The organism is Paraburkholderia sp. GAS199, assembly GCF_050436585.1.
In the GTDB taxonomy this organism is placed as follows: domain Bacteria; phylum Pseudomonadota; class Gammaproteobacteria; order Burkholderiales; family Burkholderiaceae; genus Paraburkholderia.
Genome location: NZ_JBNDMM010000007.1, coordinates 144,560 through 165,901 on the forward strand (window position 1 = coordinate 144,560; position 21,342 = coordinate 165,901).

General features: G+C 62.4%; 20 protein-coding genes and 1 tRNA gene. 13 read left to right on the plus strand and 8 right to left on the minus strand.

Annotated features, from left to right (window positions below; translation table 11 throughout):
* Positions 1 to 132: 132 nt before the first annotated feature.
* The 11 genes from P3T18_RS25130 (at position 133) to phoR (ending at position 12,554) form a co-directional block, all read left to right on the plus strand.
* Positions 133 to 795, plus strand: a complete 663-nt coding sequence (locus tag P3T18_RS25130; protein WP_429302672.1) for an RlmE family RNA methyltransferase — start codon at positions 133 to 135, stop codon at positions 793 to 795.
* Positions 796 to 984: 189 nt separating this feature from the next.
* On the plus strand, positions 985 to 2,874 hold the full coding sequence (ftsH, locus tag P3T18_RS25135; protein WP_429302673.1) for an ATP-dependent zinc metalloprotease FtsH: 1,890 nt from the start codon (positions 985 to 987) through the stop codon (positions 2,872 to 2,874).
* A gap of 168 nt (positions 2,875 to 3,042) precedes the next feature.
* Positions 3,043 to 3,852, plus strand: a complete 810-nt coding sequence (gene folP, locus P3T18_RS25140) for a dihydropteroate synthase (protein ID WP_429302982.1) — start codon at positions 3,043 to 3,045, stop codon at positions 3,850 to 3,852.
* Between the two features lie 28 nt (positions 3,853 to 3,880).
* Positions 3,881 to 5,239 carry a phosphoglucosamine mutase gene (glmM, locus tag P3T18_RS25145; RefSeq protein WP_429302674.1) on the plus strand — a complete coding sequence of 453 codons (1,359 nt, stop codon included), beginning with the start codon at positions 3,881 to 3,883 and terminating at the stop codon, positions 5,237 to 5,239.
* 369 nt (positions 5,240 to 5,608) lie between these two features.
* Entirely contained in the window at positions 5,609 to 6,640 is a 1,032-nt protein-coding gene (gene pstS, locus P3T18_RS25150) for a phosphate ABC transporter substrate-binding protein PstS (protein WP_429302675.1), read from the plus strand.
* A 243-nt stretch (positions 6,641 to 6,883) separates the two neighbouring features.
* Positions 6,884 to 7,885 (plus strand): phosphate ABC transporter permease PstC, encoded by a 1,002-nt coding sequence (pstC, locus tag P3T18_RS25155; protein ID WP_429302676.1) that lies wholly within the window; start codon positions 6,884 to 6,886, stop codon positions 7,883 to 7,885.
* On the plus strand, positions 7,882 to 8,778 hold the full coding sequence (gene pstA, locus P3T18_RS25160) for a phosphate ABC transporter permease PstA (protein WP_429302677.1): 897 nt from the start codon (positions 7,882 to 7,884) through the stop codon (positions 8,776 to 8,778). Before pstC ends, pstA begins: the two co-directional genes overlap by 4 nt.
* A gap of 17 nt (positions 8,779 to 8,795) precedes the next feature.
* Entirely contained in the window at positions 8,796 to 9,644 is an 849-nt protein-coding gene (gene pstB / locus P3T18_RS25165) for a phosphate ABC transporter ATP-binding protein PstB (RefSeq protein ID WP_429302678.1), read from the plus strand.
* Between the two features lie 28 nt (positions 9,645 to 9,672).
* Positions 9,673 to 10,377 (plus strand): phosphate signaling complex protein PhoU, encoded by a 705-nt coding sequence (gene phoU / locus P3T18_RS25170; RefSeq protein WP_074764835.1) that lies wholly within the window; start codon positions 9,673 to 9,675, stop codon positions 10,375 to 10,377.
* Between the two features lie 26 nt (positions 10,378 to 10,403).
* Positions 10,404 to 11,105 (plus strand): phosphate regulon transcriptional regulator PhoB, encoded by a 702-nt coding sequence (gene phoB, locus P3T18_RS25175; RefSeq protein WP_006051991.1) that lies wholly within the window; start codon positions 10,404 to 10,406, stop codon positions 11,103 to 11,105.
* Between the two features lie 135 nt (positions 11,106 to 11,240).
* On the plus strand, positions 11,241 to 12,554 hold the full coding sequence (phoR, locus tag P3T18_RS25180; RefSeq protein ID WP_429302679.1) for a phosphate regulon sensor histidine kinase PhoR: 1,314 nt from the start codon (positions 11,241 to 11,243) through the stop codon (positions 12,552 to 12,554).
* Between the two features lie 112 nt (positions 12,555 to 12,666).
* On the opposite strand, the gene ppk1 is transcribed toward phoR, so the two are convergent.
* Entirely contained in the window at positions 12,667 to 14,730 is a 2,064-nt protein-coding gene (gene ppk1, locus P3T18_RS25185; RefSeq protein ID WP_429302680.1) for a polyphosphate kinase 1, read from the minus strand.
* A 202-nt stretch (positions 14,731 to 14,932) separates the two neighbouring features.
* On the opposite strand from ppk1, the gene P3T18_RS25190 reads away from it, so the two are divergent.
* A complete protein-coding gene (locus P3T18_RS25190; RefSeq protein ID WP_429302681.1) occupies positions 14,933 to 16,549 on the plus strand; it encodes an exopolyphosphatase in 1,617 nt (538 codons plus the stop codon).
* Positions 16,550 to 16,662: 113 nt separating this feature from the next.
* Here the strand turns inward: P3T18_RS25190 and P3T18_RS25195 are convergent, their stop codons facing one another.
* The 5 genes from P3T18_RS25195 to P3T18_RS25215 form a co-directional block, all read right to left on the minus strand.
* Positions 16,663 to 17,475 (minus strand): GNAT family N-acetyltransferase, encoded by an 813-nt coding sequence (locus tag P3T18_RS25195; protein ID WP_429302682.1) that lies wholly within the window; start codon positions 17,473 to 17,475, stop codon positions 16,663 to 16,665.
* A gap of 202 nt (positions 17,476 to 17,677) precedes the next feature.
* Positions 17,678 to 18,136, minus strand: a complete 459-nt coding sequence (gene sixA, locus P3T18_RS25200) for a phosphohistidine phosphatase SixA (RefSeq protein WP_429302683.1) — start codon at positions 18,134 to 18,136, stop codon at positions 17,678 to 17,680.
* Between the two features lie 195 nt (positions 18,137 to 18,331).
* Positions 18,332 to 18,408, minus strand: a tRNA-Pro gene (locus P3T18_RS25205).
* A 138-nt stretch (positions 18,409 to 18,546) separates the two neighbouring features.
* Positions 18,547 to 18,705, minus strand: a complete 159-nt coding sequence (locus P3T18_RS25210) for a DUF3309 family protein (protein ID WP_429302684.1) — start codon at positions 18,703 to 18,705, stop codon at positions 18,547 to 18,549.
* A gap of 342 nt (positions 18,706 to 19,047) precedes the next feature.
* Positions 19,048 to 19,221: a hypothetical protein gene (locus P3T18_RS25215; protein ID WP_429302685.1), complete on the minus strand. Its 174-nt coding sequence runs from the start codon at positions 19,219 to 19,221 to the stop codon at positions 19,048 to 19,050.
* Between the two features lie 208 nt (positions 19,222 to 19,429).
* On the opposite strand from P3T18_RS25215, the gene P3T18_RS25220 reads away from it, so the two are divergent.
* The gene (locus tag P3T18_RS25220; RefSeq protein ID WP_429302686.1) at positions 19,430 to 19,600 is read left to right on the plus strand and encodes a hypothetical protein; all 171 of its coding nucleotides are present in this window, start codon (positions 19,430 to 19,432) and stop codon (positions 19,598 to 19,600) included.
* 40 nt (positions 19,601 to 19,640) lie between these two features.
* Here the strand turns inward: P3T18_RS25220 and P3T18_RS25225 are convergent, their stop codons facing one another.
* Positions 19,641 to 20,996, minus strand: coding sequence for an MATE family efflux transporter (locus P3T18_RS25225; protein ID WP_429302687.1), 1,356 nt, complete (start codon positions 20,994 to 20,996; stop codon positions 19,641 to 19,643).
* Positions 20,993 to 21,301, minus strand: a complete 309-nt coding sequence (locus P3T18_RS25230) for a DUF2288 domain-containing protein (RefSeq protein ID WP_429302688.1) — start codon at positions 21,299 to 21,301, stop codon at positions 20,993 to 20,995. Before P3T18_RS25230 ends, P3T18_RS25225 begins: the two co-directional genes overlap by 4 nt.
* Positions 21,302 to 21,342 lie beyond the last annotated feature (41 nt).

Here is a 21,342-nt window from a genome sequence, read left to right on the forward strand (position 1 = left end):
GGCCAATAGCGCAGGGCGGCGCGTCAGAACAACAGAATCGCGGATGACAACCAGTTTTTGGCGGTGTCCGCGCGAATTAACCGCGTATTATCCCCTAAAGCGCGTCATAACGCAGCAAGAGTTCAACGTTTAATGGCAAAAAACAAGTTCAACACGGCGTGGTTGCATGATCACATCAACGACCCGTACGTAAAAATGGCGCAGCGGGAAGGCTATCGCGCCCGCGCGGCCTACAAGCTGAAGGAAATCGACGAGGTCGATAAACTGATCCGGCCGGGGCAGGTCATTGTCGATCTGGGCTCCACGCCGGGCAGCTGGAGCCAGTACGCGCGCAACAAGCTCGCCAAAGGTTCGCAGCGCGACGCGGAACGTGCAGGCGGCATCGACGGCACGATCATCGCGCTAGATCTGTTGCCGATGGAGCCCATCGCCGACGTCCATTTCATCCAGGGCGACTTCCGGGAAGACTCGGTGCTCGGTCAGCTGGAAGAATTGGTGGGAGAACGGCAAGTAGACCTTGTAATTTCCGATATGGCGCCCAACCTGTCGGGAGTGGCGGTGGCGGATGCCGCGCGAATCGAGCATTTATGCGATCTCGCGATGGAATTCTCACAAAATCACCTGAAGGCAGATGGCGCCCTTTTAGTGAAATGTTTTCACGGCAGCGGTTATAGCCAGATTGTGGAAAAGTTTAAACGCCAGTTCAAAGTAGTAGCGGCCCGCAAGCCAAAAGCCTCGCGGGACAAGTCGTCAGAAACATTTATTTTGGGTAAGCATCTCAAGCGCGTCGGTTAATGACGTTGCAAGACAGTTCGGAATTTGCCGATAACGGGGTTGAGGCGTCGTAAATTTGTGTCGCCGCGGCTCGCTACGCTATTTCTGTGGTAGCGAAACCTTATGGCAGGGGTCTGCGGACTGGATTAGAATGCTTTCGTGGTGCCGCAAGGCAAATGTAGGCGCCCGTCTAAGTGAAGGAGTGGTGCTTTGAACAACAATATGTTTTCGAAAGCAGCAGTGTGGCTGGTTATCGCACTGGTGCTGTTTACGGTGTTCAAGCAGTTCGACAAGCCCCGTGTCCAGGAAGGCGTTTCCTATTCGCAGTTCATGGACGACGCGAAGAACGGCAAAGTCAAGAACGTCATTGTCCAGGGGCGGAACCTCACGGTCACTCCAGCAGACGGCCAGAAGTACCAGATCGTGTCGCCCGGCGACATCTGGATGGTCGGCGATCTGATGAAGTACGGCGTTCAGGTGAGCGGCAAGGCTGACGACGAACCGAATGCGCTGGTGTCCGCGCTGTACTACCTCGGACCCACCATTCTGATCATCGGGTTCTGGTTCTACATGATGCGACAGATGCAGGGAGGCGGGAAAGGCGGCGCCTTCTCGTTCGGTAAATCCCGAGCGCGTCTGATCGACGAGAACAACAACGCGATCAATTTCACCGACGTCGCCGGTTGCGACGAAGCGAAAGAGGAAGTCTCGGAACTCGTCGACTTCCTGCGCGACCCGCAGAAATTCCAGAAGCTGGGCGGACGCATTCCACGTGGCGTGCTGCTGGTCGGCCCGCCGGGAACCGGTAAGACGCTGCTGGCGCGCGCCATCGCCGGTGAAGCGAAAGTGCCGTTCTTCAGCATCTCGGGTTCGGACTTCGTCGAAATGTTCGTCGGTGTCGGCGCGGCACGTGTGCGCGACATGTTCGAACAGGCCAAGAAGCATGCGCCGTGTATCGTGTTCATCGACGAAATCGACGCGGTCGGTCGTCATCGCGGCGCCGGCATGGGCGGCGGCAACGACGAGCGCGAACAGACCTTGAACCAGATGCTGGTCGAGATGGACGGTTTCGAAGCGAACTCGGGCGTGATCGTGATCGCGGCAACCAACCGTTCCGACGTGCTGGACAAGGCGCTGCTGCGTCCGGGCCGTTTCGACCGTCAGGTGTACGTGGGTCTGCCGGACATCCGCGGCCGCGAACACATCATGAAGGTTCACCTGCGCAAGGTGCCGATTTCGAACGACGTCGACGCGGCGGTCATCGCACGCGGCACGCCGGGCTTCTCGGGCGCCGACCTGGCGAACCTCGTGAACGAAGCAGCGCTGTTCGCGGCTCGCCGCGGCAAGCGCATCGTCGAAATGAACGACTTCGAAGATGCGAAAGACAAGATCTTCATGGGCCCGGAACGCAAGTCGGCCGTGATCCGCGAAGAATCGAAGCGTGCCACGGCGTATCACGAGTCGGGTCACGCGGTTATCGCCAAGCTGTTGCCGAAGGCCGATCCGGTGCACAAGGTCACGATCATTCCGCGCGGTCGCGCGCTGGGTGTCACGTGGCAATTGCCGGAGCACGATAACGAAACGTATTCGAAAGACTACCTGCTGGACCGCCTCGCGATCCTGTTTGGTGGCCGTGTGGCGGAAGAGTTGTTCCTGAACCTGATCAGCACGGGTGCATCGGACGACTTCAACAAGGCTACGCAAACGGCTCGCGCCATGGTCGCCCGTTTCGGCATGACGGATGCGTTGGGACCGATGGTCTACGTCGACGACGAAAACGACGCTACACCGTTTGGTCGCGGCTTCACGCGCACGATCTCCGAAGCGACGCAGCAGAAGGTCGACGCGGAAATCCGCCGGGTGCTGGACGAGCAATACACGCTCGCCAAGCGTCTACTCGACGAGAACCGCGACAAGGTCGAAGCGATGACCGCCGCGCTGATGGAGTGGGAAACGATCGACGCCGATCAGATCAACGACATCATGGCAGGCCGTCCGCCGCGCTCGCCGAAGAGCTCGCCGCCGTCGGCAACCGACGCCTCGTCGGGCGGCAGCCCGGGCACCGAGGTCAAGCCGGGTAGCGCAACGGCGCCGGCCTGATAATCGACCAGTAGAATGTGCGGGCCGGTGTGATACACCGGCCCGTTTTGCGTTTATCCGCTTTTCCGAACGACCTGCTCAGTGCTGAAAGCCGAATTTTCTTCTCTTCCCATTCCAGAGCCGCTTCAATGCGGCCGCTTCAATCTGACCTTCGAGCGCCCGTTGGTGATGGGCATTCTGAACGTCACGCCCGATTCTTTTTCCGATGGCGGCCTGTATGCGATACGCGGCGAGGCTTTGCGCCAGGCTGAGCGCATGCTGCTCGACGGCGCGGACATCATCGACATCGGCGGCGAATCGACCCGGCCAGGCGCGCCTCCCGTACCGCTCGACGAAGAACTCGAGCGCGTCATGCCGCTCGTCGAACAGTTGCGTGGCGCGAACGTGCCGCTGTCCATCGACACCTACAAGCCGGAGGTCATGCGTCACGCGCTTGCCGCAGGTGCCGACCTGATCAACGACATCTGGGGCTTCCGGATGCCCGGCGCAATCGATGCCGTGCGCGACGGCAACTGTGGTCTATGCGTGATGCATATGCTCGGCGAACCGCAGACTATGCAAGTCGGCGAGCCCGCCTATCATGACGTAGTGAGCGAAGTGCGAAGTTTTCTCGACGAACGGGTGACGGCACTGAAGCAGGCAGGCATTGCACGTGCGCGCATCAGCGTCGATCCGGGTTTTGGTTTCGGCAAGACGGTCGAACACAACTACGCACTGCTGGCGCGTCTTCCGGACACGGCGCCGCACGCCGAGCCGCCGTATCCGATTCTTGCGGGCATGTCGCGCAAGTCGATGATCGGTGCGGTGGTGGGGCGTCCGGCGCCGGAACGCGTGGCGGGCAGCATTGCGGCAGCGGTATGCGCGGCCGAACGGGGCGCCGCGATCGTGCGTGTTCACGATGTCGCCCAAACAGTAGATGCACTAAAAGTATGGGCCGCCATGCGCGATGCGGCGAATCAAAACCGCGCGCACGGTTGAGTCCAAAGTCCAAGGAGGAACATAAAAGATGGCACGTCGATATTTCGGTACGGACGGCATTCGCGGCAAGGTAGGTGAAGGACCGATTACGCCTGAGTTTGTTTTGCGACTCGGCTACGCAGCGGGCAAGGTGCTTGCCGGCGCCGATCACTGGGCAAAAACCGGGGCGCGGCCCACGGTGCTGATCGGCAAAGACACGCGGGTGTCGGGCTATATGCTCGAAGCCGCGCTGGAGTCGGGCTTCTCGGCGGCCGGCGTGGACGTGATGCTGGCCGGTCCGATGCCGACGCCCGGCATCGCCTATCTGACGCGCGCGTTGCGGCTCGCGGCGGGGGTCGTCATCAGCGCCTCGCACAACCCTTACTACGACAACGGCATCAAGTTTTTCTCCGCCGACGGCAACAAACTGCCGGACGAAGTGGAATCCGAGATCGAAGGGCAACTCGACCAGCCGCTCGCCTGCGCGGCGTCGGAACAACTCGGTAAGGCGCGGCGTCTGGACGACGCAGCCGGCCGCTACATCGAATTCTGCAAGAGCACGTTCCCGGCCACCTTCGACTTGCGCGGCCTCAAGCTGGTGGTGGACTGCGCGCACGGCGCCGCGTACGACGTCGCGCCGCACGTGTTTCATGAACTCGGCGCGGACGTGATTCCGATCGGCGTCGCGCCGAACGGCTTCAACATCAACGACGGCGTCGGCGCTACCGCACCGGATTCGCTGGTGCGCGCCGTCCGCGCGAATCACGCGGACCTCGGCATCGCACTCGACGGCGACGCCGACCGTCTGCAGGTCGTAGACGCTGCGGGCCGCCTGTATAACGGCGACGAACTGCTCTACGTGCTGGTCAAAGACCGCATCGCCACCGACGGCAAAGTCGAGGGCGCGGTCGGCACGCTGATGACCAACATGGCCGTGGAAGTCGCGCTGCAGGAAGCCGGCGTGAAGTTCGTGCGCGCCGCAGTCGGCGACCGCTACGTACTCGAGCAATTGCGCGAGCATGGCTGGCAACTCGGCGCGGAGGGCTCCGGCCACATCCTGTCGCTCGACCGTCACTCGACGGGCGACGGCATCGTCTCGGCGCTGCTGGTGCTGGCCGCGATGAAACGCAGCGGCAAGACGCTCGCCGAAATCCTGCACGGCGTGACGCTGTTCCCGCAAAAGCTGATCAACGTGCGCATGCAGCCGGGCGCCGACTGGAAGGGCAGCGACGTTATCCGCCGCGCCATCGCGAAGGCGGAGGACGCGCTGCGTGGCCGTGGCCGCGTGCTGATCCGCGCATCGGGTACGGAGCCGGTTCTGCGCGTGATGGTGGAGGCCGAGAAAGCCGACGACGCGGTCCATCACTCGGAAACCATCGCTGCGGCAGTGAAGGACGCGACCGCCTGAACGGCATAAGCGTTTTGCATCGAAACAGGCGGGCGGGACGATCCACGAGATCGTCCCGCCCGTTGTCTTTTCCGGCTCAATTAAGTAACCGCTGCGGCGATGCGTCGCAGACAGAATGTAGCCGCGTCCGGACCGGCGTCGACGTTCGAAAACACCCGCAAACGTTCGCGCCCCTTCTTTTTCGTCTAATCTGAAGTATTCCGGCCACAAACGCAGCCAACTTGCATTTTTTCAGTCTGAACGGCTTTCATCGGCGTAATCCCACTGTCACATCCGTTTCACGATAAGTCACGTTACTGTCACAAAGGGACCCTAAGATTCGCGGTGTTCGTGTTATCCGCTCACACCGCTCACACCTTGGAGAGTCTCATGAAATTGATGCAAACCGTGTTCGCTGGCGTCGCTGGCGCGCTTTTCGCTATCGCAGCGCAAGCCGCAGACATCACTGGCGCGGGCAGCACCTTCGCAGCACCGATCTACACGAAGTGGGCTGACGCCTACCAGAAATCCGGTGGCGGCAAGGTCAACTATCAAGGTATCGGCTCGTCGGGCGGTATCAAGCAGATCGAAGCGAAGACGGTCGATTTCGCTGGCTCGGACGCTCCGCTGAAGGACGACGAACTCGCGAAGGCAGGTCTGTTCCAGTTCCCGACGGTGGTCGGCGGCGTGGTGCCGGTGGTCAACGTGCCGGGCGTGAAGGCTGGTGAACTGACGCTGTCGGGCGAAGTCCTGGGCGACATCTACCTGGGCAAGATCAAGAAGTGGAACGATCCGGCGATCGCTGCACTGAACCCGAAGATCAAGCTGCCGGATACCGACGTTGCCGTGGTTCGCCGCGCCGACGGTTCGGGCACCAGCTTCATCTGGACGAACTACCTGTCGAAGGTCAATGCCGACTGGAAGTCGAAGGTCGGTGAAGGCGCAACGGTCGCATGGCCGACGGGCACGGGCGGCAAGGGCAACGACGGCGTCGCAGCTTTCGTGCAACGTCTGCCGGGCGCAATCGGCTACGTGGAATGGGCGTACGCGAAGCAAAACCACATGACGTACGTCGGCATGAAGAATTCGACGGGCGCAGTGGTCGAGCCGAAGACGGAAACGTTCAAGGCAGCGGCAGCAGGCGCAGACTGGTCGAAGTCGTTCTACCAGATCCTGACGAACGAGCCGGGCAAGGACGCATGGCCGATCGTCGGCGCAACCTTCGTGCTGCTGCACACGGCGCAGGAAAAGCCGGCACAAGGCACGGAAACGCTGAAGTTCTTCGACTGGGCGTTCAAGAACGGCACCCAGGCTGCAAACGATCTGGACTACATCTCGCTGCCGGATTCGGTGACGGCTGAAATCCGTACGCAATGGAAGTCGAAGGTGAAGGACGCTGCAGGCAAGGCAATCGCCGACTAAGCGTCGCTTGATCTGGCGGCTGCCAGCCAGCCGCATGCATCACGTTGGCCGTCCTCCTGCGAGGACGGCCAACGGCTTTAACCCGGCCGCAACAGCAATACGCGAAGTCGCGCCGGCAAGCTCAGGCAACAACAGCAACACCCCGGCAGCACCCGGTTTCAGACACATTCATCGCATCAACCCGCTTCAACGGCCGCGCGACAGGTGTCGTACGGCAACTGGAAACAGGTCCATCAGGCTCTCATGTCCGATATCCAATTAGCGCCCGGCGCAAGCAGGTCGACTCCGCCCGGCAGCGCGTCGCAGCAGAAAGCGCCCAGCCGCGCCGGCGACGTCGTCTTCGGCGGCCTTGCGCGCCTCTCCGCCATCATCACGTTGCTGCTGCTCGGCGGCATCATCGTTTCGCTGATCGTCGCGTCCATGCCGTCGATCAAGCAATTCGGCCTCAGCTTCCTGTGGACCGCCGACTGGGATCCACCCAGCAAGCAGTTCGGCGCACTGGTGCCGATCTACGGCACGATCGCCACGTCCATCATTGCACTCATCATCGCGGTGCCGGTCAGCTTCGGCATCGCGCTCTTCCTGACCGAACTCGCGCCCGCCTGGCTGCGCCGGCCGCTCGGTATCGCGATCGAGCTGCTCGCCGCGATTCCGTCGATCGTCTACGGCATGTGGGGTCTGCTGGTGTTCGCGCCGATCTTCGCGACGTGGTTCGAAAAACCGCTCGGCGCCGTGCTCGGCGGCATCCCGTTCGTCGGTGCGCTGTTCCAGGGCGCGCCGATCGGCATCGGCATTCTGTGCGCGGGCGTGATTCTCGCCATCATGATCATTCCGTACATCGCCTCGGTGATGCGCGACGTCTTCGAAGTGACGCCCGTGCTGCTGAAGGAATCGGCGTACGGCATCGGCTGCACGACGTGGGAAGTCATGTGGAAGATCGTGCTGCCCTTTACGAAGAGCGGCGTGATCGGCGGCGTGATGCTCGGCCTCGGCCGCGCGCTCGGCGAAACGATGGCGGTGACCTTCGTGATCGGCAATACCAATCTGCTCGACAACGTCTCGCTGTTCTCGCCGGGTAACAGTATTACCTCGGCGCTCGCCAACGAATTCGCGGAAGCCGATCCTGGCCTGCATACGTCGGCGCTCATGGAGCTCGGTTTGATTCTGTTCGTGATTACCTTCATCGTGCTGGCGATCTCCAAGGTCATGCTGCTTCGCCTCGAGAAAGGGGAGGGCGCGAAATGAGCCAGCCCACCTTGAATATGCCGGGTTCGCACGACGCCGACGCGCTCGAAGCAATGCGCGTGCGTCTGCAAGGACGCCGCCGCATGAAAAACGCCGTCGCGCTGACGATGTCGCTCGCGGCGATGGCCTTCGGCCTGCTGTGGCTCGTGTGGATTCTCTACACGACGCTGCGCCTCGGTATCGGCGGCCTGTCGATCGAGTTGTTCACGCAATCCACGCCGCCGCCGAACACCGACGGCGGTGGTCTCGCCAACGCCATCGTCGGCAGCCTGATGATGGTCGGTCTCGCCACCTTCGTCGGCACGCCGATCGGCATTCTGGCGGGCGTGTATCTCGCCGAGTATGGTCAGAAGGGCTGGCTCGCGAGCCTCACGCGCTTCATCAACGACATTCTGCTGTCGGCGCCGTCTATCGTGGTGGGTCTGTTCGTCTACGCGCTCGTCGTCGCGAAGATGGGGCATTTCAGCGGCTGGGCCGGCATTTTCGCGCTCGCCCTGCTGCAGATCCCGATCGTGATCCGCACGACGGAAAACATGCTGAAGCTGGTGCCGAACGCGCTGCGTGAAGCGGCTTTCGCACTCGGTACGCCGAAGTGGAAGATGGTGCTGTCGATCACGCTGAAGGCGTCGATCGCGGGTATCGTGACCGGAGTGTTGCTCGGCGTCGCGCGCATTGCAGGCGAAACCGCGCCGCTGCTGTTCACGGCGTTGTCGAACCAGTTTTTCTCGATGGACATGGGCCAGCCGGTCGCGAACCTGCCGGTCACGATCTACAAGTTCGCGATGAGCCCGTTTGCGCAATGGCAATCGCTCGCGTGGGCCGGCGTTTTCCTGATCACGCTCGCGGTACTGGGATTGAACATCCTCGCGCGCACGATCTTCACGAACAAGTAAGGGCGGAGTGTAATCCGATGAATATGGCAGAAACTCAACTCAATCCGATTTCGCGTCCGACCGCGCCCGCCGGCTTCGATCCCGTCCAGGGCGGCCAGTCGCAATCGCCGTCACGCCCGAAGATCGAGATCAACGATCTGAACTTCTTCTACGGCAAGTATCACGCGCTGAAGAACATCAACCTGCAGATTCCCGAAGGCAAGGTGACGGCGTTCATCGGCCCGTCGGGCTGCGGCAAGTCCACGCTGCTGCGCACGCTCAACAAGATGTACGCGCTCTATCCGGAGCAGCGCGCCGAAGGCGAGATCCTGATGGACGGCGAAAACCTGCTGACGTCCAAGCGCGACATTTCGCTGCTGCGCGCACGGATCGGCATGGTGTTCCAGAAGCCGACGCCGTTCCCGATGTCGATCTACGACAACATCGCGTTCGGTGTGAAGATGTTCGAAACGCTGCCGCGTTCGGAAATGGACGACCGCGTGGAATGGGCGTTGACCAAGGCCGCGCTGTGGAACGAAGTGAAAGACAAGCTGGGCCAGAGCGGCTACGGTTTGTCCGGCGGTCAGCAACAACGTCTGTGTATCGCGCGCGGCATCGCGATCCGCCCGGAAGTCCTGCTGCTCGACGAGCCGTGCTCGGCACTCGATCCGATCTCCACGGGCCGTATCGAAGAACTGATCGCCGAACTGAAGAGCGATTACACGGTGGTGATCGTCACGCACAACATGCAACAGGCGGCCCGCTGTTCGGACTACACTGCCTATATGTACCTCGGTGAACTGATCGAATTCGGCGATACCGAAAAGATCTTCATCAAGCCGGTCCGCAAGGAAACCGAGGACTACATCACCGGCCGCTTCGGCTGAGCCGACGAGCAAAACAAGGGAGTACGACATGTCCGACAAACACCTGTCCAGCCAGTTCGACGCAGACCTGAATCTCGTTTCCTCGAAGGTGCTCGAAATGGGCGGCCTCGTCGAATCGCAGATCGTCAACGCGATGCAGGCGCTCAACGAGTTCGACCTCGACATCGCCGAACAGGTGATCGCCGCGGAAGACCGTCTGAACAAGATGGAAGTGGATATCGACGAAGAATGCAGCAACATCATCGCGCGCCGTCAACCGGCCGCGCGTGACCTGCGTCTGCTGATCGCGATCTCGAAGACCATCACGAATCTCGAACGCGCCGGCGACGAAGCCGAAAAGATCGCCAAGCGCACCAAGCGTCTGATGGAAGACGGCGCGTCGCGCACCATCAACATCGCCGAAATCAAGCTGTCGGGCGAGATGGCCGTGTCGATCCTGCGCCGCGCGCTGGACGCGTTCGCGCGTCTCGATACGGTAGCCGCCGCGCAGATCGTGCGCGACGACAAGGCGATCGACGAAGAATTCCGCGCCTTCGTGCGCAAGCTGATTTCGTACATGACTGAAGATCCGCGTTCGATCTCGGTGGGACTCGACTTTCTGTTCATCGCCAAGGCAATCGAACGGATCGGCGACCACGCCAAGAACATCGCCGAATTCATCATCTACATCGTCAAGGGTACGGATGTGCGGCACAAGTCGCGCGACGCGCTCGAACGCGAAGCACTCAGTTAAGCCAGAGATAAGGAACAGAGGTGCCGATGCCCAGCAGCATTCTCGTCATTGAAGATGAGCCCGCCATTTCCGAACTGATTTCGGTCAATCTTCAGCACGCCGGCCACTGCCCGATTCGTGCGTACAACGCTGAACAGGCGCAAAACCTGATCAGCGACGTGCTGCCCGATCTCGTGCTGCTCGACTGGATGTTGCCGGGCAAATCAGGCATCGCCTTCGCGCGCGATCTGCGTAACAACGAACGCACCAAGCACATTCCGATCATCATGCTGACGGCTCGCGGCGACGAGCAGGACAAGGTGCTCGGCCTCGAAATCGGCGCGGACGACTACGTCACCAAGCCGTTTTCGCCGAAGGAACTGATGGCGCGCATCAAGGCGGTGTTGCGCCGCCGCGCGCCGCAGCTGACCGAGGACGTGGTCGCCATCAACGGCCTGAAGCTCGACCCGGCTACCCACCGTGTCGCCGCGCACGCCGAAGGCAGCGAGATCAAGCTCGATCTCGGTCCGACCGAATTCCGTCTGCTGCACTTTTTCATGACGCATCCGGAGCGCGTGCACAGCCGCACGCAATTGCTGGATCAGGTGTGGGGCGATCACGTGTTCGTCGAAGAGCGCACCGTGGACGTTCACATCAAGCGTCTGCGTGCGGCGCTCAAGCCCGCGGGATGCGATGCTATGATTGAGACGGTTCGCGGCAGCGGTTACCGCCTCGCGAAAAGCGCCTGACATTCGTCGGGTCCGTCGGCGGCGCGTGAGCCGCATGCTGTGCCTGCGTTGCGCTATGCCAACGTGTTCGTCGTCACGTCCGGCGCCGCGATCCCGCATCACGGCGCTAACGGTTTTCTCTTCGATCGCTAGACCATGAACATCATCTGGGCGCGCTCCATCGTGTCCGTCGTGCTGCTGGCGGTTCTGTGCGTGGCGGTCGGCGCGCTCGTGAACGTCAAGGCAGGGCTGATCCTCGCGATCCTCATGCTGCTGGCGCAAAGTCTCTTCAGTACCTTTCACAAGCAGCGCTTGTGGCATCTGCTCGACGCGCCGGTCTACGGCGAAGTGCCGAGCGCGCCCGGCATCTGGGGCGAAATCTATTACCGTCTGCATAAGCTCGCCAAGCGCTGGCACGCGCAGGTGCGTCAGGTCGAGCAGCAGCACTCGCGTTTCATTCAGGCCATCCAGGCGTCGCCCAACGGCGTTGCCATGCTCGACGATCACGATCAGATCGAGTGGTGCAACGCGATCTCCGAACTGCACTTCGGTCTCGACGCCAAGCGCGACTTGCGCCAGCACATCACGCATCTGGTGCGGCATCCGGATTTCGTGCGCTATCTGAATTCGCACCGTTACGAAGAAATGCTGATCATGCGCGGCATGGGCAGCAAACGGCAGAACGTGCTGTCCGTGCAGGTGTTTCCGTACGGCGAGAATCGCAAGCTGGTGCTCTCGCAGGACATCACCGAACTCGAACGCACCGACGCCATGCGGCGCGATTTCGTCGCCAACGTATCGCATGAACTGAAAACACCGCTCACCGTGCTGTCCGGCTTTCTCGAAACGATGCGCGAGCTGCCGCTGAGCGAGGCCGAGCGGGCGCGCTATCTCGAACTGATGGAGCAGCAGGCGTCGCGCATGCGGCACATCGTCAGCGACCTGCTGGTGCTCGCCAAGCTCGAAGGCGACAACAAGCCGCCGAGCGATCAGATGATCGACATGCGCGCCGTGCTGCGGCATCTGCGCGACGACGCCGAAAGTCTGTCGAGCGACCATCACAAGATCGTGTTCGACGTCGACGAAGGGCTGACCGTGACGGGCGTCGAGACGGAAATACTCAGCGCGTTCGGCAACCTCGTCACCAACGCGATTCGCTATACGCCGGACGGCGGCGCGATTCGCGTGAGCTGGCAGGGTAGCGGCGGTCAGGCGGTGTTCTCCGTCACCGATAGCGGACTCGGCATTCCGGCCGCGGATATTCCGCGTCTCACCGAACGTTTTTATCGCGTCGATCGCAGCCGTTCGCGCGATACGGGCGGCACCGGGCTTGGCCTCGCAATCGTCAAGCATGTGCTGCAACGCCACGAAGCGCAGCTCGACGTCAAGAGCGAGGAAGGGCGAGGCAGCACCTTCACCGTACGCTTCCCCGTTTCCCGCACGGCACGCCGGCAACCCGCGCCGGTCTGAAGTCAGCGGCAGGACAATCAGCGATACAAAAAAGCCCGCCTGGTCGAGTGAACCGACCAGGCGGGCTTTTTTCATGCAACTCGGGCGGCCCGGCGAGCACGCCCCGCACGTATCAAGGACAGAACTTCGACAGCAGACTCATCTGTGCATTGCGCGACGATTTGCCCGGACGACGCCGACGGTAATGGCCGTCGCTTTGCATGAGCCAGGCGGTCTGGTTGTCGCCGAGGAATGCCGAGAGTCCTTCCGCGATCACGCGGCGCTTCAAGCGCCGGTTGTTGATCGGGAACGCCACTTCGACACGGCGGAAGAAGTTGCGATCCATCCAGTCGGCGCTCGACAGATACACCTGTTCCTTGCCGCCGTCGTAGAAATAGAAAATGCGGTGATGTTCGAGGAAGCGCCCGACGATCGAGCGCACCGTGATGTTCTCCGACAGACCCGGCACGCCCGGTTGCAACGAACACACGCCCCGCACGATCAGATCGATCTTCACGCCGGCCTGCGATGCGTCGTACAGCTCGGCGATCACCGTCGGTTCGAGCAGCGCATTCATCTTCGCGACGATGCGCGCCTTCTTGCCGGCGCGCGCGTGTTCCGCTTCGGCGCGAATCGCTTCGACCAGTTTCGGATGCAGCGTGAACGGCGACTGCCACAACTCGTGCAGCTTCAGTTCGCCGCCGATGCCCGTGAGCTGCTGGAACACGTGATGCACGTCTTCGCAGATTTTCTGGTCCGCGGTCATGAGACCGAAGTCGGTGTAGAGGCGTGCCGTGCGCGGATGATAGTTGCCGGTGCCCAGGTGCACATAACGCTTGAGCGTGGTCTTGCCGCCCGCCGACACGCGCCGCACGATCAGCATCATCTTGGCGTGGCACTTGTGGCCCACCACGCCATACACGACGTGTGCGCCGACCGCTTCGAGTTGCGAGGCCCAGTTGATGTTGGTCTCTTCGTCGAAACGCGCGAGCAGTTCCACCACCACCGTGACTTCCTTGCCGTTGCGCGCGGCCTGCATCAGCGCGTCCATCAGCGGCGAGTCGGTGCCGGTGCGATAGATGGTCTGCTTGATCGCCACCACGTTCGGATCTTTGGCGGCCTGCAGCAGCAGTTCCAGCACGGGCTGGAAGCTCTCGTACGGATGATGCAGCAGCACGTCGCCCTGATCGATTACGTCGAACATGCTCGCGCTGTTGGCGATCTGCTGCGGAATAGCGGGGATGTGCGGCACGAACTTCAGATCGGGCCGGTCGACCATCTCCGGAAGCTGCATCAGGCGCACGAGATTGACGGGGCCATTGGCGAAGTAGCAATCTTTCGTGCTCAGGCTGCTTTCGTCGAGCAGACGCCGCACCACGTGCGCGGGCGTTTCCGCCGACACTTCGAGGCGCACCGCGTTGCCGAGATGGCGCGCCGGCAATTCGCCCTGCAAGGCCACGCGCAGATTGGTGATTTCGTCTTCGTCGACGAACAGTTCGCTATTGCGCGTGATGCGGAACTGGTTGCAACTGCGCACGACCAGACTCGGAAACAGTTCGCCCACGAATCGTTGCAGCAACGAGCTCAGCAGCACGAAACCGTGCGGATAACCCGATAGGTCTTGCGGCATGCGCACGAGCCGCGGCAGCGCGCGCGGCGCCTGCACGATGCCCATCATCGCCTGGCGGCCGAATGCGTCCTTGCCCTCCAGTTCGACGACGAAGTTCAGGCTCTTGTTGAGCACGCGCGGAAACGGATGCGCCGGATCGAGACCGATCGGCGTAAGCACGGGCAGCAGTTCGTCGAAGAAGTAGTTGCGCGCCCATTCGGTCTGCGCTTCGTTCCACGCTTCGGTGCCGTGAAAATAGATACCTTCGCCTTCGAGTGCGGGCAGCACGGTGTCGTGCAGCATCGCGTATTGACGATGCACGAGTTTCTGCGCGCGTTCGACCACGAGGTCGTACACATGTTGCAGCGACATGCCGTCCGGCGACAGGGCGCCGGGATTGTCGCGCATCTGTTCCTGCAGTCCGGCCATGCGGACTTCGAAGAATTCGTCGAGGTTGCTACTGGTGATGCAGATGAAACGCAGGCGTTCGAGCAAAGGGACGGCTGGGTCGGCAGCTTGTGCCAACACACGCTCGTTAAAACCCAGAATGCCCAACTCGCGATTCAATAAGGGGTAGCGGATGGACATCGGCAGCGAGAATGAGGTGTCAGGAAGGGAGGCGGAAAGACGCTCGGAAATTCTCACAGTATGATGACGTTGTTATGACATTCTGAATCTTTTTGATTCTACGCCCGAATCATCGCGTGTCGTCAATATGACGCAGTTCATATGGGACCATACTGAACCCCCATTGCTGCGAGGTGACATCGTGAGGTCCGGTACGCTTAGAATGGCGTCTTTGAACCACGCGGCCGGCCACAAGGCGTCGAAGCCATATTCGGCGTCTTCCGCATCAACGGCGGCCGCGCTCGCGCGCATGGAGTCTGCTCAATCGATGGTCACTACGCCACAACTCCTCGCTGCCGTCGACCTCGGCTCGAACAGCTTCCGGCTGATCGTTGGCCGGGTCGAGGAAACCGACGCGGGCAGCCAGATCTATCAGGTCGACGCCTTGCGTGAACCGGTGCGTCTCGCCGCTGGTTTGTCACGCGACAAGATGCTCGACCGCGCTTCGCAGGTTCGCGGCTGGGACGCGCTCAAGCGTTTCGGCGAACGCCTGCGCGATTTTCATCCCGACCACGTTCGCGCGGTCGCCACCAATACGTTGCGCATCGCCAAGAACGCCGGTGAGTTTCTTGGCGAAGCGCAAGCCGCGCTGGGTTTTCCGATCGAAGTGATCGCGGGCCGCGAAGAGGCGCGCCTCATTTATGCGGGCGCTGCGCACTCGGTGCCGGCGAGCGCGGGCAAGCGACTCGTCGTCGACATCGGCGGCGGCTCGACCGAGTTCATCATTGGTTCGCACTACACGCCGATCAAGATGGAGAGTCTGTACATCGGCTGCGTGAGTCATAGCCGCACGTTCTTTCCCGCCGGCAATGTCGACGAATACACGATGCGGCAGGCCGAACTCGCCGCGGGTCGCGAAATCCAGATCATTTCCGCCGAGTACAAGAAAACCGGCTGGGAGCAGGCCATCGGTTCGTCCGGCACGGCGCGCGCGCTGGCGGAACTGGTCGAAGCGAACGGCTTCAACGATCCGGGCATCACGCACGGCATTTCGCGCGGCGGTCTGGAGCGTCTCAAACGCGCGCTCATCAAGGCGGAAAACGTCAATCGTCTGAAGCTCGTGGCCCTGAAGGGCGACCGCATTCCGGTGCTGGCCGGCGGCCTGTCGATCATGATCGCGGTGTTCGACGAACTCGGCGTCGATTACGTCGACACGACGGACGGCGCATTGCGCCTCGGCGTGCTGTACGACCTGCTGGGCCGCTCGCAGCACGAAGACATGCGCACGGTCACGGTGGAAGGCTTCATGCGCCGCTACGGCGTCGATCGGGCGCAGGCGGGGCGTATCGGCGAACTGGCGGTGAGCTTCTACAACCAGTTCGAGGAAGCGGACGAAGAGCGTCGCGTGGAAAATCGCATGTTCCTCGGCTGGGCTGCGGCTTTGCACGAAATCGGATTATCGATTTCGCATAGCGCTTATCACAAGCACTCGGCCTACATTGCCAGCAACGCCGACATGCCTGGTTTCTCCCGCACCGATCAGGCGCGTCTCGCCGCACTGGTGCTCGGTCATGCGGGCAAACTCGGCAAGCTGTCGCAAACGCGCGAAGTGGAGTGGCCGCTGCTGTTCTGCCTGCGGCTCGCGTCGTTGCTGTGCCGTCGTCGTGCGGATGTCGGCCTGCCCGGCATCGCGGTCGCGCAGGTCAACGGCGGCTACGAGGTACGTCTGCCGACCGACTGGGTCGCGAACAATCCGCTCACCGACTACAGCCTCATCCAGGAAGCGGCGGAGTGGGAGAAAGTCGGCATTCCGTATCGTGTGGTGTACACGGACGATTGAGGTATCACGGTCGGCGCACATGGCGCGCCGGCGTGACGCAGATAGTGAAAAAGCCCGGCAGGTCGCATCGATCTGCCGGGCTTTTTTTGCGGACCGAGTATTCAGCGTGGATTTCAGCGCGGCAGTGCGTCGCCGAGAAAGTGCCGTGCGTAGCGTGCGTTGATGTCCGACAGACGGAACAGCGTCAGGAAGTCGGCGGTGTTGAAGTCGGGGTCCCAGGCCGGCGCGCCGCAAATTTTCGCGCCGAGTCGCAAGTAGCCCTTTACCAGCGGCGGCGGGGCGACGTCGCCGCCCGTTTGCAATTCATCGACCGGCAGCGGCGTGTGCGGGAACGCGCGATACTCCGGCGCGGTCAGCGCGCTGTCGCGCAACGAGCAGTACAGATTCGCCGCGTAGTGGCCGCCGTCGACCATTGCGACGCTCGCGCAACCGAGCATCGTTTCGTAGCCGTTGTGCTTCATGTAGGCGGCGAGACCGGCCCACAGCGACATGATGACCGAGCCGCTGCGGTAATCCGGATGCACGCACGAGCGGCCCACTTCGACCATCTTCGCGCGCAGGTGCGTGAGACGCGAGACGTCGAATTCGCTTTCCGCATACAGACGGCCGATGCGCGCGGCCTGGTGCGGCGGCAATGCGCGATACGTGCCGACCACCTTCAGCGTGTCGAGATCGCGCACCAGCAGGTGATCGCAGTAGGAGTCGAACACATCGACGTCGAGGCCGGCGGGGCCGCTCAGCCGTGCGCCCATTTCATCGGCGAACACACGGTAGCGCAGACGCTGGGCTTCGCGCAGCTCTTCGTCGGTACGGGCCCAGGTGACCTGCAGACGATGCTGGGCAGTGACCGTTTCTTCGGCGCGCGGCAGACGCCGCGTTTCGAAGATCGAAGCGAGTGGCAAGGTAGGCGTCGGCAGTTCTCGCATAAGGCGTCCTGGTCGAAAAAAGGGGATTTCTTTTTTCGCCAATGTAGTAACGCCTGGTGACGCTCGCATGGCAAAGCCGTGACGATTGGATGACTGGACGTAAGCTCGGCGCGCACGGCTTGTAATGTCGCCGATGGGCCGCGTGCAGGTTGCGCTTGTGTTGTTTCCGCGCGACCGTCGGCCGGTCGCACGGGTCTCGCGGTCAGACCAGATCGGGACTGATGGCGGCGCGCAGGACGGCGTGATCGTCGCCGTCGCGTTCGCGGCTGCCGATCCACCAGACACCGGCTTTCTTGACCGGCCAGCTTGCGTCGCTGCGGCCGATCAGACGCGCGGCGACGTGGCCCAAAGTAGGCTGGTGCCCGACGATCACCACCGTCTGCGCAATGCCTTTGGGCCAGCCCGCGGCTTCGAGCACGTCTTCGGGGCGGGCGTTCGGCGCGAGTTCGCGCACGACGCGATATTGGTCGCTGAGTGTTTCGGCGGTTTGAATGGTGCGCACGGCCGGGCTCGCGAGCACGAGCGCGTCGTCGGGCAGCCGCGTGCGCAGCCATTTGGCGACGCTCTGCGCCTGCTTGCGGCCGCGCGTGGTGAGCGCGCGAGCGAGATCGCTGGCGGCGAAATCTTCGGCTTCGGCGTGACGCCAGAGAATCAGATCCATGCGTGTCTCCTGTGTGGCGGTGATGAACTGCGGTGACGGCGCGAGGCGGGCACCGCAATCGACGGCATGGCGATCAACTCGACAGAACCTTCTGCACGACAAAGTGGCCGCCGACAATGCAAAACCGGAAAGCAAAGCCCCAAAAGCAAAAACCCGCGAAGCCGTGAGGCGACGCGGGTTTCGTATTGCTTTTCGTGGTCGGAGCGAAAGGATTCGAACCTTCGACCCTCTGATCCCAAATCAGATGCGCTACCAGGCTGCGCTACGCTCCGACGAATCCGAGATTCTACGTGGCATTCGGTGCCAGAGTCAATCACGAATTGCATCGGACGAAAATTAAGCGGGCGAAGCGCAGCCGCGCGCGAGGAATCGATCAAAGGCATCGGCAAACGCGCCGGACGGCACGCGCGCTAGATGCGTCCCATGAGCAGCGAAATGATCACGATGATCAGCACGACGCCGACAAGGCCTGTGGGACGATAGCCCCAGCCGCTGCTATACGGCCAGCTCGGCAACGCGCCGATCAGCAGCAGAATGAGCACGATGAGCAGGATGGTTCCGATGGTCATTTGAGTCTCCCTGTCGGGCCCTCGGACGCTGCCGGGCCGCGGATAACGGTTGGTCCGGCGCACCTGTGCCGGGACGATTCGAAGGCGCGTCAGGCACGCCCCGCGTTGCTGTGTTGCTGCGATTGAAACAGCAAGGCATGTGCCCAAGGTCGACAGACGGAAGGGGAGAGAAATGGAAGGCATGCACGGACTGCGCAAGTGAACGTCGAGCGCAAACCGTTAGCTGCATAAAGAAAAACGGCGAGATGAAACTACGAGGATCTGTGACGAGGAAAAGCCGCTAAAGCAGCCGCGCGAAGTCCGCTTCCTGCGCAGCGGCTTCGCGATATTTTCCTGCTGTGTTCAATGCCTTCGATGCAGCCAGCGTGGCATGTGCTGGTGAGCGAGCCAGTGATGCAGCATGCCTTCGCCGTCGTGTTCGCGCCGATACGTTCTCGATTCGAAAATGGACAGGGCCAGCAGCACCAACAGACCGATTGCAAGTCCGACCAGACCCGCGATGGTTTCAGCGTCCATGGCAGCCTCCTATGACGTGCAGCCATGCCTCAATAGTAGGTCACGCGAATAGGTCACGCGAATCGAAATGCGAGCCCGTCGCCGCCCGGCGATGCTGCACTGCGCAGTTGCACTGGCAGCCTTCGTGGAACGCGCTTTGCAGGTAGACTTCCGGCGCTGCTGTTTGCGCCACGCGCTCTGCAGCTCAATCATCCCGTATCGAGATTCTATGAACCGTATCCTGTTGGTGGCTTTGCTGGCAGCCGCCAGTCTCGCCGGCTGTGCCAACGATCCCTCCGGCCACAAGGGTGGACCGCCGCCCAAAGATCCCGCCGACTACCACGGCGTGCCGACCGACGATCGTCCTCCCGCCATGGTGCCTGCGCCGGTCACGCCTTGAGTCGCTTGTGAAGGTACGGGCCGGGTGAGAAATAGCGGCGTCAGACAGCAGCCGCACCCGGCACGCTGCCCATTACACGCGGCAGACAGCGCGCCAGCGTCGCACCGCGCGCGGCCATGAAGATCAGCATCGCGGCCCATAGTCCGTGATTGCCGTACAGCGTCAGCAAGATCCACGACGCCGCGACGAATACGCCGAACGACACCACCATCGACGTCATCAGATCTCGCGTGCGCGTTGCGCCGATGAACACGCCGTCGAGCAGAAACCCCCACACGGATACCACGGGCGCGAGCGCGGCCCACGGCAGGTACGTTTCGGCCGCGGCGCGCACGGCGGCCTGATCGGTCAGACGTTCGATGATCCACGTGCCCGAGCCCCAGTAGACCAGCGAAAAACCGAGCGCACCGAGCGCGGACCATTGCGCCGTGACTTTGATGGCCATCGCGAATGCGTGCCGGTCGCGCGCGCCGATCGCCGCGCCGACCAGCGCTTCAGCGGCGTGCGCAAAACCGTCGAGTCCGTATGCCATGAAGGTCTGGAAGTTGAGCAGCAACGCATTCGCGGCGAGTGTCGCGTCGCCCTGACGCGCGCCGAGATGCGTGAACCAGCCGAACGACGCGAGCAGGCAAAGTGTTCGCACGAAGATGTCGCGATTCAGTATCACCAGACGCTTGAGTGCGTCGGCGTCGAACAGTTTTGCGCGGGTGGGCGCCGGCAGGCCGCGCGTGCGTCCGTGCCACAACAGCGCCACGCCGAGCACGAAGCCGAGTGCGTCGGCGGTGGCGGTCGCGGCGCCGATGCCGGCCACGCCCCAGTCGAACGCGTACACGTACAACAACACTGCCGCGATGTTCACGCTGTTGATGAACACCTGCGAGAACAGGGCGAGCCGCACGCGTTGCGTGCCGAGCAGCCAGCCGAGCACGACATAGTTGCCGAGCGCGAGCGGCGCCGCCCAGATGCGTCCGTGGCAATAGAGGCGAGCGTGTCGTTGCACGGCGTCGCTGCCGCCGAGCGCACGCAGCGCGTAGTCGATCAGCGGCGTTTGCAGCAGGAGCACCGCGGCGCCGATCACCGCTGCCAGCAGCAGTGCGCGGATCACCGTGTCGCGCATGCCGGTCTGGTCGCCGGCGCCATGCGCCTGCGCGACGAGTCCGGTCGTGCCCATGCGCAGAAAACCGAAGCCCCAGAAGACGAAGCTGAAGAACAGGCCGCCCAGCGCGACACCGCCCAGATAGGACGCGCCGTCGAGATGGCCGGCGACGGCGGTATCCACGGCGCCGAGGATGGGTTGCGTCAGATTGGCGAGCGCGATCGGAAAAGCCAGCGTGAGCACGCGCCGATGCCAGCGCTGGGGCACGGCAGGGGCCGCGCCGTGCGAGGCGTCGCTCAACTGCGTTCCTGCACGCAAACCCAGGGCGAAACGACCACGGCCCACAGGTCGGGGTCGCGTGCGGCGAAATCGGCGGCGGTGTCCGCCTGAACGCGTTCGACGAGACCTGCCGACAGCCATTGCGCGACCTGCGTGGTGTCGTCGCCGGCGATGGCCTCGGCGACGCTCACCAGGTCGAGGTCGCGGGCCACGCGCAGCAGCATGCCACGGGCGAAGAAGCGTTCGAGTTCGGACCAGCCGATTTTGGCGGTTTCCGCGAGCAGCTTGGCGTAGAGCGGGCTGTGGGTGGCGTCGTTGGAAGTCATTGTAAGGAGGCTTTGACGGGGCCGTTACTATAAACCATCGA

Coding starts and splice junctions, on each gene's coding strand:
- P3T18_RS25130 (WP_429302672.1), top strand. CDS start 133: ATGGCAAAAAACAAGTTCAACACGGCGTGGTTGCATGATCACATCAAC.
- folP (WP_429302982.1), top strand. CDS start 3,043: ATGGGCATTCTGAACGTCACGCCCGATTCTTTTTCCGATGGCGGCCTG.
- glmM (WP_429302674.1), top strand. CDS start 3,881: ATGGCACGTCGATATTTCGGTACGGACGGCATTCGCGGCAAGGTAGGT.
- pstS (WP_429302675.1), top strand. CDS start 5,609: ATGAAATTGATGCAAACCGTGTTCGCTGGCGTCGCTGGCGCGCTTTTC.
- pstC (WP_429302676.1), top strand. CDS start 6,884: ATGTCCGATATCCAATTAGCGCCCGGCGCAAGCAGGTCGACTCCGCCC.
- pstA (WP_429302677.1), top strand. CDS start 7,882: ATGAGCCAGCCCACCTTGAATATGCCGGGTTCGCACGACGCCGACGCG.
- pstB (WP_429302678.1), top strand. CDS start 8,796: ATGAATATGGCAGAAACTCAACTCAATCCGATTTCGCGTCCGACCGCG.
- phoU (WP_074764835.1), top strand. CDS start 9,673: ATGTCCGACAAACACCTGTCCAGCCAGTTCGACGCAGACCTGAATCTC.
- phoB (WP_006051991.1), top strand. CDS start 10,404: ATGCCCAGCAGCATTCTCGTCATTGAAGATGAGCCCGCCATTTCCGAA.
- phoR (WP_429302679.1), top strand. CDS start 11,241: ATGAACATCATCTGGGCGCGCTCCATCGTGTCCGTCGTGCTGCTGGCG.
- ppk1 (WP_429302680.1), bottom strand. CDS start 14,730: ATGTCCATCCGCTACCCCTTATTGAATCGCGAGTTGGGCATTCTGGGT.
- P3T18_RS25190 (WP_429302681.1), top strand. CDS start 14,933: ATGGCGTCTTTGAACCACGCGGCCGGCCACAAGGCGTCGAAGCCATAT.
- P3T18_RS25195 (WP_429302682.1), bottom strand. CDS start 17,475: ATGCGAGAACTGCCGACGCCTACCTTGCCACTCGCTTCGATCTTCGAA.
- sixA (WP_429302683.1), bottom strand. CDS start 18,136: ATGGATCTGATTCTCTGGCGTCACGCCGAAGCCGAAGATTTCGCCGCC.
- P3T18_RS25210 (WP_429302684.1), bottom strand. CDS start 18,705: ATGACCATCGGAACCATCCTGCTCATCGTGCTCATTCTGCTGCTGATC.
- P3T18_RS25215 (WP_429302685.1), bottom strand. CDS start 19,221: ATGGACGCTGAAACCATCGCGGGTCTGGTCGGACTTGCAATCGGTCTG.
- P3T18_RS25220 (WP_429302686.1), top strand. CDS start 19,430: ATGAACCGTATCCTGTTGGTGGCTTTGCTGGCAGCCGCCAGTCTCGCC.
- P3T18_RS25230 (WP_429302688.1), bottom strand. CDS start 21,301: ATGACTTCCAACGACGCCACCCACAGCCCGCTCTACGCCAAGCTGCTC.